The organism is Rhizobium sp. 32-5/1 (genome assembly GCF_029537235.1).
Taxonomy (GTDB): Bacteria; Pseudomonadota; Alphaproteobacteria; order Rhizobiales; family Rhizobiaceae; genus Pararhizobium.
In genome coordinates this window covers 534,979-550,093 of sequence record NZ_CP120638.1, presented here as the reverse complement: position 1 = coordinate 550,093, position 15,115 = coordinate 534,979, and the positions used below count along the sequence as shown (strand labels likewise).

The following is a 15,115-nucleotide window of genomic DNA, read 5'->3' as shown; positions in this document are numbered from 1 at the left end:
TTCGGTGAGAACTGGCTTGATGATGATTATGATGATGTTTTTTGCCGGGCTGCCGCTCGACATTGCCATGCCGGCCGTTGTGCTGGTTGCGGCCATGGCGCTCGACTGGACGGCGTTTCATCTGATCGGCCGACTGTCGCAAGAGGGGAGAGCCGCATGAAGTGGTTTCTGATTCTATGGGCCTGCCCGGTGATCCTTTTGACCGGCTGGTATGGGCTTTCCTACTACGACATGAGTTTCGGCATCTTCATGCTGACGCGGCAGGCGCATGATCTGGTGTTTGCCGTCTATGGCAATATCCTTGGCATTCCGCCCGAAACGATCCCGCCGCTGGTCGCACGCGCCATCGCTTTCGACAGCCTCGTCGTCTTTGCCATCATCGCCTATCGTAAACGCAAGGCCATTGCGGCCTGGTATCGCCTGCGCTTTCCGCCCGCTCAGGCGTCGGTATCATCGGACGCTGCCTTCTCGAGGGATGCAAGCCTGTCCAGCGCGCCCTGAAGGATGAAGGAAGCGGCGGCCGAATCGATCCGGTCCGCTCGCTTCTTGCGCGACACATCCATTTCAATCAGCACACGTTCCGCCGCGACCGTCGATAGCCGCTCGTCCCAAAAGACGAACGGCAATTCCGTCTTTTGTTCCATGTTGCGCACGAAAGCGCGTGTCGCCTGCGCACGGGGGCCTTCGGAGCCATCCATGTTGATCGGCAGGCCGATGATGAAGGCGGCCACCCTTTCCTTCTCCGCCATGGCTACGAGCGCTTGCGCATCCAGTCCGAATTTCACACGCCGGATCACCTCGCGCGGGGTCGCAAACCGGCGGCCGAGATCCGATACCGAAATGCCAATCGTCTTGGTGCCGAGGTCGAGCCCGGCAATCGCCTGCCCGCGCGTCAGCTTTGCGGCGAGTTCTTCGATGGTAACAACAGCCATGTGATTTGCCGATTCGATCTTTTCTTGCTTAGACGCAATTCCATATTCTTCCCGCGCCCAGAAATCACCCCGCGCGCAGCAACTTCAGGAGCAATTCCATGAAAATCAAATGGCTCGGCCATTCCGCCTTTCACATCGAGACGGCCAAGGCGAAAATCCTGATCGATCCGTTCTTCACAGGTAACCCATCCTTCCGCGAGGAAACCCGCAAGGATGCGGCAGCCGGCCTGACCCACATTCTGCTGACCCACGGCCATGGTGACCATGTCGGCGACACGATCGCGCTTGCCAAGGAAACCGGCGCCACCGTTGTCGCCAATGCCGACCTTGCGGCTTGGCTCGGGTCAAAGGGCGTGAGCGCGCTTGAAATGGGCAATACCGGCGGCACGATCCACCTCAGCGGCTTTTCCACGACCTTCGTCAACGCACTGCATTCTTCCGCGCAGATCAGCGAAGACGGCGTGTCGCATTCGCTCGGCAGCGCCAATGGTCTCGTTCTGCACTTCGAAGACGAGCCGACCTTGTACCACATGGGCGACACCGACATCTTCTCCGACATGGCGCTGATCCACGAACTTCATCAACCGGAAATCGGCCTCGTGCCGATTGGCGATCGTTTCACCATGGGCGGTGCCGTGGCGGCGCTGGCCTGCCAGCGTTATTTCAAGTTCGGCACGGTCCTTCCCTGCCACTATGGCTCGTTCGGCATCATCGACCAGACTCCGGACCTATTCGTCGCCGGCATGGATGGCGCAAAGATGAAGGCGGAAACGCCTGACGTCGCAGAGTTGCTGACGCTCTGAGGCCTGCAAACGACATTCCCCGTTGCGTGGCCGCGTTCCGGCCATTATAGCGGGGGAAAGTTTTATGACGGGAGAAGATCATGTCCGTAGACCTCGCCACCGTGAAGCGCGTCGCGCGCCTTGCCCGCATTGCCGTGACCGAAGAGGAAGCGCAGCGGATGACCGGTGAACTCAACGGCATTCTCGGCTTTGTCGAACAATTGTCCGAGGTCGATGTGACCGGCGTCGAGCCGATGACCTCGGTGATGCCAATGGCCATGAAGAAGCGGGTGGATGCGGTCACCGATGGTAACAAGGCCGACGATATCGTTGCCAACGCGCCGAATGCGGACCGGAATTTTTCCTGGTCCCGAAGGTCGTCGAATAGTGGACCGCCGAACATCTGCCGCGCCCATACACCAAATTTTGAAAGCCGTTTCCCGTCATGACTGATCTGACACGCCTGACCATTGCCGAGGCCCGCACCAAGCTTGCCGCCAAGGAAATCACTGCCGTTGAACTGACACAGGCCTATCTCGGCGCGATCGATGCAGCCAATGGTGTCTTGAACGCCTATGTCACGGTAGCGCCGGACAAGGCTTTGTCGATGGCCAAGGCATCCGACGTGCGCATCGCGGCGGGTAAGGGTGGTGAACTCGAAGGCATTCCGCTCGGCATCAAGGATCTGTTCGGTACCGAAGGCGTACACACCCAGGCCTGCAGCCATGTTCTCGATGGCTTCCAGCCGCGGTATGAATCGACTGTCACCCAAAACCTGTGGAACGATGGCGCCGTCATGCTCGGCAAGCTCAACATGGACGAGTTCGCCATGGGTTCATCGAACGAAAGCTCCTATTACGGACCGGTCAAGAACCCGTGGAAAGCCAAGGGATCGAATCTCGATTTGGTGCCAGGCGGTTCATCCGGCGGGTCTGCCGCCGCCGTTGCGGCATTCCTCTGTGCCGGTGCCACGGCAACCGATACCGGCGGCTCTATCCGCCAGCCGGCCGCCTTCACCGGAACGGTCGGCATCAAGCCGACCTATGGCCGCTGCTCACGCTTCGGCATCGTCGCCTTCGCGTCCTCGCTCGATCAGGCCGGCCCGATCGCCCGTGACGTGCGCGATGCCGCAATCATGCTGAAGTCGATGGCATCGGTCGACGCCAAGGATACGACATCCGTCGATCTGCCGGTGCCCGATTATGAAAAGTCGCTCGGCCAGTCGCTGAAGGGCATGAAGATCGGCATTCCGAAGGAATACCGCGTCGAGGGCATGCCGGAAGAGATCGAAACCCTGTGGCAACAGGGCATTGCCTGGCTGAAGGATGCCGGTGCCGAAATCGTCGATATTAGCCTGCCGCACACGAAATATGCGCTTCCTGCCTACTACATCGTGGCACCGGCCGAAGCCTCGTCCAATCTTGCCCGCTACGACGGTGTCCGCTATGGCCTTCGCGTCGATGGCAAGGACATTGCCGACATGTATGAGAAGACCCGTGCCGCCGGCTTCGGCACCGAGGTCAAGCGCCGCATCATGATCGGCACCTATGTGCTGTCGGCCGGCTATTACGACGCCTATTACCTGCAGGCCCAGAAGGTCCGCACCCTGATCAAGCGCGACTTCGAACTGGCCTTCCATGCCGGCGTCGATGCCATCCTGACACCGGCCACTCCGTCCTCGGCCTTCGGCATTGCCGACGAGGATCTGGCAGCCGATCCGGTCAAGATGTACCTTAATGACATCTTCACCGTGACGGTCAACATGGCCGGACTGCCGGGCCTGTCGGTTCCCGCGGGCCTCGACCACAAGGGCCTGCCGCTCGGCCTGCAACTGATCGGCAAGCCGTTTGAAGAAGAAACGCTGTTCAAGACGGCGCATGTCATCGAGCAGGCGGCAGGCCGCTTTACGCCCGCCAAGTGGTGGTAAGTCCGCTACCGCTGGTCAAGCGGTGATTCTGGTGTTTAACTGCAGCGGAAAGGGTCCGCTGCATGATATTTGTCCGCACTGCCCGTGAAGCCGAGGTGCCTCAGTTGAGCGCTGTCGGCTTGCGTGCGTGGGAGCAGGCCGTCGTGGGATTAGTCGATGTCGAGCGCATGCGCCGCGTTGCCGAACTGGCCTTTCTTTCCTTTTTGCGAAGCCACTGGTCGATCACCAGCGTGATCGAAAGTTCCGGCACGCCTGTCGGCTGGGCCGCGCGCGAAGATCAGGACGGCGCCATCTCCGATCTCTGGATTGATCCGGAGGTTCAGGGCACGGGCATCGGTTCCCGCCTGCTACTGACTATCGAGGCAGACATTGTGAGGGCGGGCTTTGACGATGCCACGACAAAAACCCACGCCCAGAATGCCCGGGCGATCGGCTTCTTCAGGAAACACGGCTATTCCGTCAACTGGCTGTCGACGGCCTATTCAGCAAAACTCGACCGCGACGTCGAGTCAGTCGGCCTGACCAAGCGGCTGGTGGCGGACGAGCCGCTCGGATACGGCCCCGGTGTGCTGTTGTGATGTCGGGGCCATATTTTTCCGCGATTAGCGGTTGTTTGGGTCGGAGCGCACGAGAACCAGCCCCCGTTGTGTGATGCGGTAAGGTTTGCCTCCCGATGAAGCGATGGCCTTCTTGCGCTTCAATTTTCGAAACAGGTCGAGATCGAAGCCCGGCGAAACCCAGCCGTCTCGGGTGAGGCAACGTGCTTCGCTGATCGCCTTGCCGATGCTTCTGGTGATTTCGATGCGGCCGCCCTGGGCCATGAGATGCAGGATACGCTGCTCTTCGCGTGAGATGTCCATTTGATGTTGAGATCCGAAAAGCGTTCAAAGGAACGCATGAAAACGGGTCTGGCGTTCTGTCGAACGTCAGGGTTTCGTTTTCCGGCCCGTGCGCGCAAAGGATTTGCAGGCACAGGCCGTTCAGGCAATCTCGGACAAGTTGGACATCAAAACTCCATCGAACATCTGCTTTTTAGGGCAGACGCCGCTGCTTCGTCAAGAATGCGCGGTGTCAAACATCAGCGACTGATGCGTTCCAAGCCCTGCAATGACGCCGTCGGCGGACACAAGGGTGATGTTGCCGAAGGCGCGGGCGATGTCGCCAGCGGCATAGACCCCGGGAACGCTGGTCGCCTTGACGGTATCCGTGGTGAGGATTTTGCCAGCGGGTGAATCCTCCATCGCGCAGCCGAGTTTTTCTGCGATCGTGCCGCGAATATAAAGGTCTGCGGCGACGAACAGTGCCTTGACGTCGAAGGTTCGGCCGTTTTCCAGCCGCACCCGCTGCATGTCGCAGGCGCCGGTTTCGATGACGCTGACTGTGCCTGGCTGAAGGCTGACGCCGCGCTGTTCGAGAAGGGCAAGCGTTGCCTCGTCCGGCTCCGGCATGCCGTTGGTGAAGAGGGTGACATCGCCCCAGTCGGCAACGACTGCCGCTTGATGCGCCGACATCGGGTGCATTGCCAGAACGCCGATCGGGCCGCCGCCGATCTCGTAGCCGTGGCAATAGGGGCAATGCAGAACCGTCTTGCCCCAGCGCTCCTTGAGACCCGGAATATCAGGCAGCCGGTCTTCGATGCCGCTCGCCAGAAGTAGCCGCCGGGCGGCAATCCTACCGCCTCCAGTGATGCTGACATGGAAGTCGTTGATTGCGCCTGACGCAGAGTCCACTTCGCCTTCGATGAAGGTGACGGTCGGGTAGGCGAGCAGTTGCGCGCGGGCCTCGGCCAGGATTTCGCTGCCCGATTTGCCGTCATGGCCGAGCACGCCATGCGAATGGGCGGCAAATCGATTGCGCGGCGTACCACTATCGACGATCGTCACATGGCGGCGTGCGCGGGCTAGGATATAGGCGGCCGACAGTCCGGAAAAACCGCCGCCGATGATGATTGCGTCCTGTTGCATGGTCTTTTCCTTTCATGGCTTCGCCGACCGGAGGCGACGCAAGAGAAGCCGGGTAGCGAAGTTCAGAGGTGGTTTCCGGCTATCAGCCGTGGGGTTTCAGTGCGGCTCGGTGTTCGGCAAAGCGTCGTTTGAAATCGTCGGCAAGGGTTGCGAGCGTGACTTCGCCGAGACGGGCGATCAACATCGCTTCCGCATCGCGGAAGGCATCGTCCAGAGCATGATTGACCGCTTGTTCGACAAGACAGCCCGGACTTTCGTTGACATTGCCCATCTGGAACAGCATCGGCTCTCCAAGTGCTGCGTAGATGTCGCGCATGGTAATGTCTTCCAGCGGGCGGCCAAGTGTCCATCCGCCACCATGGCCGCGTCCTGAAATGACAAATCCTGCTTCGCGCAGTCCAGCCATTGTCCGGCGCACGACGACGGGATTGGTGTGGAGGCAGGCGGCCAGCTCGTCAGAGGTCATCGGCGCGCCCCGTTCTGCCATGTGGAGCAGCGCATGCAGCACCGCGGAAAGGCGACTGTTTCTTTTCATGTAATAATAATAGTTACGAATCGATGTGCCTGTCAAGACGGACAATCGCGAGAGGAAAGCGGATCATGACATTTGCCGGATAAGGGCAAGGGTCGACGCAAACCAGAAAGGTGCCGAAAGCCAGGCGACAAGTACCGAGAGATGAAAGGCAAGGATCAGCATAAGTCTGGTGCGGAACGGTTCTTTGCGGGTTTTGTGCCGAAGCAGTTGCTGTCCTGCGACGGCACCAAGGATGCCCCCGAGCAGCGCAAGGCCGAGCAACCGGTTTTCCGGCACGCGCCGATGCCCTTCGCGGGCTGCGTGCTTATCCCACCAGAAGGCGCAGAGGGTAACGATATTGATTAGCAGGATGATCAGGACGATGGTCTGGTTCGTTGTCATGTCCCGATCTTGGCACGCGGGTCTGAACGGACTGCAAACACACGGCCTGCGGCGGGTTTGCGTAGGCTTCCCATGTGACAAGCCTTGCACGCCATAGCCAATTGTTCTACCCAGAGACACACGAATTTAAGCTTACAGAAGAGCATTCCATGACACTCGTCGACGTCCGCATCTCCGAACCGAAACGCTATATCCCCGGCGCCACCGGCGACTGGGAAGTCATTATCGGCATGGAAGTCCATGCCCAGGTGACAAGCCAGTCCAAGCTGTTTTCGGGAGCATCGACGACCTTCGGCAATGCGCCGAACTCCAATGTCTCGCTCGTCGATGCCGCCATGCCGGGCATGCTGCCTGTCATCAACGAGGAATGCGTCAAGCAGGCTGTGCGCACCGGCCTTGGCCTCAAGGCCCAGATCAACAACCGCTCGATCTTCGACCGCAAGAACTATTTCTATCCTGATCTGCCGCAGGGCTACCAGATTTCGCAGTTCAAGGATCCGATCGTCGGCGAGGGCAAGATTATCATTTCCGTCGGCCCGGACCGCCAGGGCCAGTTCGAGGATGTCGAGATCGGTATCGAGCGCCTGCATTTGGAGCAGGACGCGGGGAAGTCGATGCACGACCAGCACCCGACCATGTCCTATGTGGATCTGAACCGTTCGGGCGTTGCCCTGATGGAGATCGTCTCCAAGCCCGACATGCGCTCGTCCGACGAGGCCAAGGCCTATATGACCAAGCTGCGGTCGATCGTGCGCTATCTCGGCACCTGCGACGGCAACATGGACGAAGGCTCGATGCGCGCCGACGTCAACGTCTCCGTGCGCCGTCCGGGCGAAGATTTCGGCACGCGCTGCGAGATCAAGAACGTCAACTCGATCCGCTTCATCGGCCAGGCGATCGAATATGAGGCCCGCCGCCAGATCGCCATTTTGGAGGATGGCGGCTCGATCGACCAGGAAACCCGCCTGTTCGATCCGAACAAGGGCGAGACCCGCTCGATGCGCTCCAAGGAAGACGCGCACGACTATCGTTATTTCCCCGATCCGGACCTGCTGCCGCTCGAATTCGACGACGCCTTTGTCGCCGAACTCAAAGCCCACCTGCCGGAACTGCCTGACGACAAGAAAGAGCGCTTCGTCGCCGATCTCGGCCTGTCGATCTATGACGCCTCGGTGCTCGTTTCGGAAAAGGCGATTGCCGATTATTTCGAGGCGGTCGCTGCCGGCCGCGACGGCAAGATCGCGGCGAACTGGGTGATCAACGACTTGCTGGGCGCGTTGAATAAAGCCGGCAAAGGCATTGAAGAGACTCCGGTTTCCCCGCCCAGCTTGGTGGTATTCTCGATCTCATCAAGTCCGAAGTCATCTCCGGCAAGATCGCCAAGGACCTGTTCGAGATCGTCTGGACCGAAGGCGGCGACCCGGCGGAGCTGGTCGAAGCGCGCGGCATGAAGCAGGTCACCGACACCGGCGCCATTGAAAAGGCCGTCGATGAGATCATCGCCGCCAATCCGGATCAGGTCGCCAAGGTTCAGGCCAAGCCCTCGCTGGCCGGCTGGTTCGTCGGCCAGGTGATGAAGTCGACCGGCGGCAAGGCCAATCCGCAGGCGGTTCAGGCGCTGGTCAAGGCCAAGCTCGGGATCGAAGAATAATGTTCTTCGTCCGCACGGCATCGGAGCGTGATTTGGCGAAGGTCAGTGCGCTTCTCGCCGAAACCTGGCATGCGACCTATGACGGCATCTATGGTGTGGAGAAAGTCGCAGAACTGACGGCGAGCTGGCATTCCGTACCTGCGCTGAAGGCAAGGCTTGCGCGCAAGGACGCGGAATTCGTGGTCGCCGACAATGGCCGGGAAATCGCCGGCATGGGTTATGCCGCCATGTCCGAGACCCACAAGAAGGGTGCCGTGCTGCACCAGCTCTACGTCCTGCCGAAGTTCCAGAAACAGGGCATCGGCCGCGATATGTTTGCTGAGCTTGAAACCTGCTTTCCGGATGCGGAGTTCATGCAGCTCGAGGTCGAGCCGCAAAATGCGGCCGCTCTCGCGTTCTACGAGGCCCATGGTTTCGTGAAGATCGGCGACGTCGCGAATTGTGGCGGCGGCCAGTCCGGAATTCCGGCGATCCTCATGGAAAAGCCGCTCGGCTGATCATCCAACTGGGTTGTCTTTGCCTTTCTCGCCATGGGCGACAACCTGAAAATTGAAGGCAGGGAAAGCTGCGGCGTTTCGCTGCGACCCTGATTCCCACGGGGGATTCCTCGGGAATCACTGGACAATCCGGTGGCTGCGCGGCATAAGCGGGACAGGTATATTGTGCATCCCGCCGCGTAGTTGACGTGGTGCGGTTCAAGGACGGTGCTCATGAAATTTCTGCTGCAGATTTTCACCTGGTGGAATGGACAGACGCTCGGCACCCGGCTTCACACCTGGCGCTTCGGCACCCGTGTCGGCCAGGACGAAGCCGGCAATGTCTATTATCAGGGCGGCAAGGATTCCGAGGGGCGCACGCGCCGCTGGGTAATCTACAACGGCTATGCTGATGCCTCCGCCATCCCACCGGGCTGGCACGGCTGGATGCACCACCGCACCGACGTATCGCCGGCAGACGAGACTTATACGCCGCGCGAATGGCAGAAGGCCCACAAGCCGAACGGCACCGGCTCGATCAACGCCTATCGCCCGCCGGGTTCGCTCAACAGCGCTGGTGAACGCCCGCGTGTAACCGGCGACTACGACGCTTGGACGCCTCGTTCCTGAGTGGCAACGGACGAGCCAAGATTTCCTGCCTGTTGATTGCGCATGCGCGCATCATGCCTCGGCCACATTTCATGTTTAGCGCCTGATGTCCGACATGGTGGCCGGAGATTGCGCGGGAGACGAGCGGTAATGGTATTTTCAAGTCAGCGGATTGGGATGCGGCAGTTCCTGCCCATCTCCGCTCTTTGTCTGCTCGCGGGCGCAGTGGTGTTCTCCTTTGCTCCCGTGGCAAAGGCCGAGCGCATTTCCAATGCCGTCGCCGTCTTTTCCGGTATCGACAAGATCACCGGTCGCATCACCACCTTCGACGTGTACATCGGCGAAACCGTGCAGTTCGGCGCGCTGCAGGTCACCCCGCGCGTCTGCTACAATCGCGACGACACGGAAGCTCAGAAGACAACGACCTTTGTCGAAGTCGACGAGATCACGCTCGACCGCAAGATCAGGCGCATCTTCACGGGCTGGATGTTTGCCGACAGCCCCGGTCTCAACGCCGTCGAGCACCCCGTCTATGACGTCTGGCTGCAATCCTGCAAGGCCAAGTCCGACCTGCCGGCGCCGGACGATGCGGCAACCCAATAATGCCGATTTCGTTAGAATTTGAGATGCGGTGAAGCAATCGCCTTGGCGAGCATCGCCTCGTATTTGGCCTTCGGCACGTCAATCGCGCCGAACGTCTTCAAATGCTCCGTCGTAAACTGCGTGTCGAGCAAGCGGAAACCATTCTGGCGCAGGCGTTCGACCAGATGCACGAGGCAGACCTTCGACGCATCGGTCCGCCTCGAAAACATGCTCTCTCCGAAAAAGCAGCGCCGAGAGAGACGCCATAAAGACCGCCAACCAGTTCGTCGCCGTCGAAAGCCTCGACAGAATGGGCATGGCCCATTCTGTGCAGGGTCGCGTAAAGCGAGCAGAATCTTGCCATTGATCCATGTCGTGGGGCGATCCGGGCCCGGGGCCGCGCAGCCGTCCATGACACCCTCGAAAGCTGTATCGAAACAGATATCGAAAGGCGCGCGGCGAACGGTTTTTGCGAGGCTTTTGGAAACATGGAAATCATCGAGCGGGATAATGCCCCGCAGGTCCGGTTCGACCCAGAAAAGTTCCGGATCATCGGCGCTGTCCGCCATCGGAAAAAGCCCGATGGAATAGGCGCGCAACAGGAGTTCCGGGGTGATTTCCGGCTGCCTGCTGCGCGATCCCTTCACTGGCGTCGCCTCATTCCGCTGGATCAGCGGCGGGCTGGGCGAGATAGTTTTCCAGCCAATGGATGTCGTAGTCGCCGTTGGCGATATCCTGATTGTTGATCAGGTCCTGGAATAGCGGCAGCGTTGTCTTGATGCCGTCGATGACGAACTCGTCGAGTACGCGGCGCAGGCGCATCATGCACTCAACGCGCGTGCGCCCGTGCACGATCAGCTTGCCGATCAGGCTGTCGTAATACGGCGGAATACGATAGCCCTGATAGGCGCCCGAATCGACGCGCACGCCGAGACCACCAGGCGCATGGAAATGCGTGATCGTGCCGGGGAGGGCACGAAGGTGCGCGGATCCTCGGCATTGATACGGCACTCGATGGCATGGCCGGAAAAAACGATCTCGTCCTGTGTAACCGAAAGCCCGGCGCCGGAGGCGACGCGGATCTGCTCGTGCACGAGGTCGATGCCGGTGATGGCTTCGGTGATCGGGTGCTCGACCTGCAGGCGGGTGTTCATCTCGATGAAGAAGAACTCGCCATTTTCATAGAGAAACTCGATCGTGCCAGCGCCGCGATATTTCAGCTTGCGCATGGCATCGGCGCAGATCTCGCCGATTTTCATGCGCTGCTCGACGTTCAACGCCGGGGAATTGGCTTCTTCCCAGACCTTCTGGTGGCGGCGCTGCAAGGAGCAGTCACGTTCACCGAGATGGATGGCGTTGCCTTCACCGTCGCCGACGACCTGGATTTCGATGTGGCGCGGCTTGCCGAGGTATTTTTCCATGTAGACGGCATCATTGCCGAAAGCAGCCAAGGCCTCGGAGCGCGCCGTTGAAACAGCTTCCGAAAGCTCCTCCTCGTTCTTGGCCACCTTCATGCCGCGACCGCCACCGCCGGCTGTCGCCTTGATGAGCACGGGGAACCCGATTTCACGGGCGATCTCCAGCGCGTTCTCTGGCTTGACCTCGCCGGCGGACCCCGGGACGACCGGAATGCCGAGCGATTTCGCCGTTTCCTTAGCGGTGATCTTGTCACCCATGATGCGGATGTGATCGGCGGTCGGACCGATGAAGGTAATGCCGTGGGCGTCGAGAATATCGGCGAACTTGGCATTTTCCGAAAGGAAGCCGTAGCCGGGATGCACGGCGTCGGCGCCGGTGATTTCGCAGGCCGCAACGATCTGGTGGATGTTCAGATAGCTGTCGCGCGAAGGCGGCGGGCCGATGCACACGCTCTCGTCGGCAAGGCGCACGTGCATCGCATCGGCGTCGGCCGTGGAATGGACAGCCACCGTGGCGATGCCGAGTTCCTTGCAGGCGCGCAGGACCCGAAGGGCGATTTCGCCGCGATTGGCAATGAGGATTTTCGAGATCATGGGTCTGTCGCCTTATTCAATGACGATCAGGGCTTCGCCATATTCAACCGGAGCCCCGTCTTCAACGAGGATTTCGGTGACCTTGCCGGCGCGGGGCGCAGGGATTTGGTTCATCGTCTTCATGGCTTCGATGATGAGGATGGTCTGGCCTTCCTTCACCATGGCGCCGACTTCGACGAAGGGCCGGGAGCCGGGAGCCGGCGAAAGATAGAGGGTGCCGACCATCGGGGAGGTAACTGCATTCTTGGAGGCCTTGCCCGAATCGGCCACGGCGGCGGCCGAACTTGTGGCAGTGGCAAACTGCACCGGAGCTGCAGCCGGAACCGGAGCGGAGACGTATTGCGGCGTTCCAGCGCGCGAGACGCGGATCCGCATGTCGTTCTGCTCAACTTCGATTTCGGTCAGGTCAGTTTCATTGAGGATGTTGGCGAGATCGCGGATCAGCGTCTGGTCGATACCGGGTTTCTTGTCAGCCATGGATGTGAGCCTCTTGTTCTTCTTATCGCGTTTGATGCGTGAGTGTCTTTAGCGCATTGAGCGCGAGAATGTAACTGTCTGCGCCGAAGCCGCAAATCACCCCTTTGGCCGCCGGGGCGAGCAGGGAGGTGTGGCGGAATTTCTCGCGTGCATGGACATTGGAAAGATGCAGTTCGACAACCGGAATGCCGATAGCCTTGGCCGCATCATGAAGGGCGATGGAGGTGTGTGTGTAGGCACCGGCATTGACGGCAATGCCCGCCGCCTTCTCGCCAGCCTCGTGGAACCAGTCCACCAGGTCACCTTCGTGGTTACTCTGGCGGAAGACGATTTCAAGCCCGAGCTTCTCACCTTCGGCAATGCACAGGGCTTCAATATCGGCCAGCGTCAGGGAGCCATAAATTCCCGGTTCGCGCTTGCCCAGCGCATTGAGATTGGGGCCGTTCAGCACATAGATCGTCGATGGCATAGGCAAGTCCGTGCGATTGTCGGGGGTTACCTATAGACTGATGGACAGGCAAGGAAAAGCCCTTTGGCTGGCCAAGGGCTTTGTCCACAAGCGATCGCGCCTATTGGCCGGTGTTGGCTGGTATTCAGCAGATCGTGCTGCCGCAGCTACGCATATTGTTGACCTTGGCCTCGAGATCTTCCACGCCGACCGCGCCGAAAACGGCTTCATTGCCGATCACGTAGGATGGCGTGCCGGTAATGCCCAGCGTGTTGGCCAGCGTATAGGCTTCCTTGACACCCTCGTCATTGCTGGCATCGACCATCTTGGCGCGCAGGTCCGCTTCCTTGACCCCAAGTTCTTCGGCCACCGCGATGGCTGATTCTTCGGTGGCACGGTCCTCGTTGCCCAGCAGGGCGCGGTGGAACTCGCCGTATTTTTCCGGCGCGACCAACCTGAAGGCGGCGCTGACCTTGTGGGCGGCGAGCGAATCCGGCCCGAGAATCGGCAGTTCCTTCAAGACGAAACGGACGTTCTTGTCCTTCTCAAGCAGTGCGTCCATGTCGGTGAGCGCGCGTTTGCAATAACCGCAATTGTAGTCGTAGAACTCGACGATCGTAACGTCGCCCTTCGGGTTTCCCAGCGTCACGTCATGCACCGACTGGAAGATCGCGTCCTTGTTGTCGGTGATCGCGGCTTTCGCCTGTTCGAGCTGTGCCTGTTCCTGCTTTGCCTTGAGCGCTTTCTGAGCCTCCAGAAGGATCTCTGGATTGGCGACCAGATATTCCTTGATGAAGGCGCCGATCTCCTGCTTCTGCTTGTCGTCAAGCGCGCTGGCAAGCGAGGGGATCGCCGTTGCTGCGGTCAACAGAACCAGTGATCCGGCGATGATCTTGCGAATATTGAATGCCATGTTTTCCTCGTTGTCCTTTTAAGCTTAGTCTGTCGTTCAATTCTGACGGTTCGGTCAACACGCTTGTTTGAAAGACACAAAAATAGTCCGCGCGCGATCACAGCTTGGCTGGAAGCATAGGTGCGCCCGGTTCCAAACGAAACGGTAAAATCGGCGTTAGTACGGCGCTCTCGCACTTGTGAAGGCGTTGTCGATGAGGCAAACCGCGCGCTGTTACATAAATTGAGGATTTACCGTTGAAATTGCTTTCCGCCCGCAGCGCCGCCGTCGAGCCCTTTCATGCCATGGATGTGCTGGCAGAAGCCACGAAGCGGCGGGAGGCCGGTTATCCCGTGATTTCAATGGCGGTCGGTCAGCCATCCCATCCGGCGCCCATGGCAGCCCTTGAGGCGGCGCGCAAGGCGCTTGGCCATGGACGGCTGGGTTATACCGATGCACTCGGCACATTGTCGCTGCGCACGGCGATCGCCCGACACTACCGTACCCGCTACGGCATCGACATCGATCCGCAACGTGTCGCGGTGACGACAGGATCCTCGGCAGGCTTCAATCTGGCTTTCCTTGCCCTGTTTGATCCCGGCGATTGCGTCGCCATCGCCCGGCCGGGTTACCCCGCCTACCGCAACATTCTCGCAGCCCTCGGTCTGACCGTAATCGAAGTCGAGGCGAATGCTGATACCGGCTTCACGCTGACGCCGGAGAGCCTGGAAGTGGCAGCGGCAAGGGCAGGGCAGGCGCTCCGTGGCGTGCTCCTCGCAAGTCCGGCCAATCCGACGGGAACCGTGACCGGACGAGCTGGGCTCAAGGCACTTGCCGATTATTGCCACGAAAGAAACATCGCGTTCATCTCTGATGAAATCTATCACGGCCTGACATTTTCCGGCGAGGAGACGACCGCTCTTGCCGTGACCGACGAGGCCGTCATCATCAATTCGTTTTCGAAATACTACTGCATGACCGGATGGCGGATCGGCTGGATGGTGCTGCCGGAAAAACAGGTCCGCGGTTTCGAGCGCATCGCCCAGAGCCTCTACATCTCGCCGCCGGAACTCTCGCAGATTGCCGCCGAGGCAGCCCTGAATTCGACCGCCGAACTTGACGTCTACAAGGCGTCCTATGGCGCCAACCGCGACCTTCTGCTGAAACGTCTGCCGGAGATAGGTTTCACCATCGCTTCGCCGATGGACGGAGCCTTCTATGCCTATGCGGATGTCAGCCGGTTCACCAATGACAGCATGGACTTTGCACGCCGCATGCTGGCCGAAATCAGCGTTGCCGCCACGCCGGGCCTCGACTTCGACCCGATCGAGGGCCACCGCACCATGCGGTTTTCCTATGCCGGCGCAAGGGAAGATATGGCTGACGCGATGGACCGCATTGCCCGGTGGTTGTCCTGATAGTCAAATCATATCAGATGCTTGTCCCG

The 15,115-nt window shown here is 59.9% G+C and carries 18 protein-coding genes and 3 pseudogenes; 11 read left to right on the top strand and 10 right to left on the bottom strand.

Annotated elements, in window-relative coordinates; translation table 11 throughout:
• Window positions 1-16: 16 nt before the first annotated feature.
• A complete protein-coding gene (locus P6U16_RS02895; protein WP_277704032.1) occupies window positions 17-160 on the top strand; it encodes a hypothetical protein in 144 nt (47 codons plus the stop codon).
• On the top strand, window positions 157-501 hold the full coding sequence (locus P6U16_RS02890; protein ID WP_277702539.1) for a DUF6105 family protein: 345 nt from the start codon (window positions 157-159) through the stop codon (window positions 499-501). The genes P6U16_RS02895 and P6U16_RS02890 overlap by 4 nt, the downstream gene beginning before the upstream one ends.
• Here P6U16_RS02890 and ruvX read toward each other — a convergent pair.
• Entirely contained in the window at window positions 438-932 is a 495-nt protein-coding gene (ruvX, locus tag P6U16_RS02885; protein WP_277702538.1) for a Holliday junction resolvase RuvX, read from the bottom strand. The genes P6U16_RS02890 and ruvX overlap by 64 nt on opposite strands.
• A gap of 98 nt (window positions 933-1,030) precedes the next feature.
• Here ruvX and P6U16_RS02880 point away from each other — a divergent pair, with 98 nt between their 5' ends.
• The 4 genes and pseudogenes from P6U16_RS02880 to P6U16_RS02865 all read left to right on the top strand — a co-directional run bounded on the left by P6U16_RS02880 (window position 1,031) and on the right by P6U16_RS02865 (window position 4,219).
• On the top strand, window positions 1,031-1,735 hold the full coding sequence (locus tag P6U16_RS02880; RefSeq protein WP_277702537.1) for a metal-dependent hydrolase: 705 nt from the start codon (window positions 1,031-1,033) through the stop codon (window positions 1,733-1,735).
• An 80-nt stretch (window positions 1,736-1,815) separates the two neighbouring features.
• Window positions 1,816-2,102: pseudogene (gene gatC, locus P6U16_RS02875) on the top strand (Asp-tRNA(Asn)/Glu-tRNA(Gln) amidotransferase subunit GatC).
• 57 nt (window positions 2,103-2,159) lie between these two features.
• Window positions 2,160-3,641, top strand: coding sequence for an Asp-tRNA(Asn)/Glu-tRNA(Gln) amidotransferase subunit GatA (gene gatA, locus P6U16_RS02870; protein WP_277702536.1), 1,482 nt, complete (start codon window positions 2,160-2,162; stop codon window positions 3,639-3,641).
• A gap of 62 nt (window positions 3,642-3,703) precedes the next feature.
• Window positions 3,704-4,219: a GNAT family N-acetyltransferase gene (locus P6U16_RS02865; RefSeq protein WP_277702535.1), complete on the top strand. Its 516-nt coding sequence runs from the start codon at window positions 3,704-3,706 to the stop codon at window positions 4,217-4,219.
• 24 nt (window positions 4,220-4,243) lie between these two features.
• On the opposite strand, the gene P6U16_RS02860 is transcribed toward P6U16_RS02865, so the two are convergent.
• From P6U16_RS02860 to P6U16_RS02845, 4 genes are all read right to left on the bottom strand, one after another.
• On the bottom strand, window positions 4,244-4,501 hold the full coding sequence (locus tag P6U16_RS02860; RefSeq protein WP_277702534.1) for a YjhX family toxin: 258 nt from the start codon (window positions 4,499-4,501) through the stop codon (window positions 4,244-4,246).
• A gap of 195 nt (window positions 4,502-4,696) precedes the next feature.
• Window positions 4,697-5,605 (bottom strand): NAD(P)/FAD-dependent oxidoreductase, encoded by a 909-nt coding sequence (locus P6U16_RS02855; RefSeq protein ID WP_277702533.1) that lies wholly within the window; start codon window positions 5,603-5,605, stop codon window positions 4,697-4,699.
• 82 nt (window positions 5,606-5,687) lie between these two features.
• Complete coding sequence (locus tag P6U16_RS02850) at window positions 5,688-6,140, bottom strand: Rrf2 family transcriptional regulator (protein ID WP_277703984.1); 453 nt, start codon at window positions 6,138-6,140, stop codon at window positions 5,688-5,690.
• 63 nt (window positions 6,141-6,203) lie between these two features.
• Window positions 6,204-6,521, bottom strand: coding sequence for a DUF1294 domain-containing protein (locus tag P6U16_RS02845; protein WP_277702532.1), 318 nt, complete (start codon window positions 6,519-6,521; stop codon window positions 6,204-6,206).
• A gap of 149 nt (window positions 6,522-6,670) precedes the next feature.
• Here P6U16_RS02845 and gatB point away from each other — a divergent pair.
• From gatB to P6U16_RS02825, 4 genes and pseudogenes are all read left to right on the top strand, one after another.
• A pseudogene (gene gatB, locus P6U16_RS02840) lies at window positions 6,671-8,172 on the top strand (Asp-tRNA(Asn)/Glu-tRNA(Gln) amidotransferase subunit GatB).
• Window positions 8,172-8,669: a GNAT family N-acetyltransferase gene (locus tag P6U16_RS02835; RefSeq protein ID WP_277702531.1), complete on the top strand. Its 498-nt coding sequence runs from the start codon at window positions 8,172-8,174 to the stop codon at window positions 8,667-8,669. The pseudogene gatB and the gene P6U16_RS02835 overlap by 1 nt, the downstream one beginning before the upstream one ends.
• Before the next feature lie 213 nt (window positions 8,670-8,882).
• A complete protein-coding gene (locus tag P6U16_RS02830) occupies window positions 8,883-9,278 on the top strand; it encodes an NADH:ubiquinone oxidoreductase subunit NDUFA12 (protein ID WP_277702530.1) in 396 nt (131 codons plus the stop codon).
• Between the two features lie 129 nt (window positions 9,279-9,407).
• The gene (locus P6U16_RS02825) at window positions 9,408-9,860 is read left to right on the top strand and encodes a DUF2155 domain-containing protein (RefSeq protein ID WP_277702529.1); all 453 of its coding nucleotides are present in this window, start codon (window positions 9,408-9,410) and stop codon (window positions 9,858-9,860) included.
• An 11-nt stretch (window positions 9,861-9,871) separates the two neighbouring features.
• On the opposite strand, the gene P6U16_RS02820 is transcribed toward P6U16_RS02825, so the two are convergent.
• The 5 genes and pseudogenes from P6U16_RS02820 to P6U16_RS02800 form a co-directional block, all read right to left on the bottom strand.
• The gene (locus P6U16_RS02820; RefSeq protein WP_277702528.1) at window positions 9,872-10,486 is read right to left on the bottom strand and encodes a leucyl/phenylalanyl-tRNA--protein transferase; all 615 of its coding nucleotides are present in this window, start codon (window positions 10,484-10,486) and stop codon (window positions 9,872-9,874) included.
• A 10-nt stretch (window positions 10,487-10,496) separates the two neighbouring features.
• Window positions 10,497-11,851 (bottom strand): annotated as a pseudogene (accC, locus tag P6U16_RS02815) (acetyl-CoA carboxylase biotin carboxylase subunit).
• Between the two features lie 12 nt (window positions 11,852-11,863).
• A complete protein-coding gene (accB, locus tag P6U16_RS02810) occupies window positions 11,864-12,328 on the bottom strand; it encodes an acetyl-CoA carboxylase biotin carboxyl carrier protein (protein ID WP_277702527.1) in 465 nt (154 codons plus the stop codon).
• Between the two features lie 22 nt (window positions 12,329-12,350).
• A complete protein-coding gene (aroQ, locus tag P6U16_RS02805) occupies window positions 12,351-12,797 on the bottom strand; it encodes a type II 3-dehydroquinate dehydratase (RefSeq protein ID WP_277702526.1) in 447 nt (148 codons plus the stop codon).
• A 124-nt stretch (window positions 12,798-12,921) separates the two neighbouring features.
• Window positions 12,922-13,689 (bottom strand): DsbA family protein, encoded by a 768-nt coding sequence (locus P6U16_RS02800; protein WP_277702525.1) that lies wholly within the window; start codon window positions 13,687-13,689, stop codon window positions 12,922-12,924.
• Window positions 13,690-13,925: 236 nt separating this feature from the next.
• On the opposite strand from P6U16_RS02800, the gene P6U16_RS02795 reads away from it, so the two are divergent.
• Window positions 13,926-15,086 carry an aminotransferase class I/II-fold pyridoxal phosphate-dependent enzyme gene (locus tag P6U16_RS02795; protein WP_277702524.1) on the top strand — a complete coding sequence of 387 codons (1,161 nt, stop codon included), beginning with the start codon at window positions 13,926-13,928 and terminating at the stop codon, window positions 15,084-15,086.
• Window positions 15,087-15,115 lie beyond the last annotated feature (29 nt).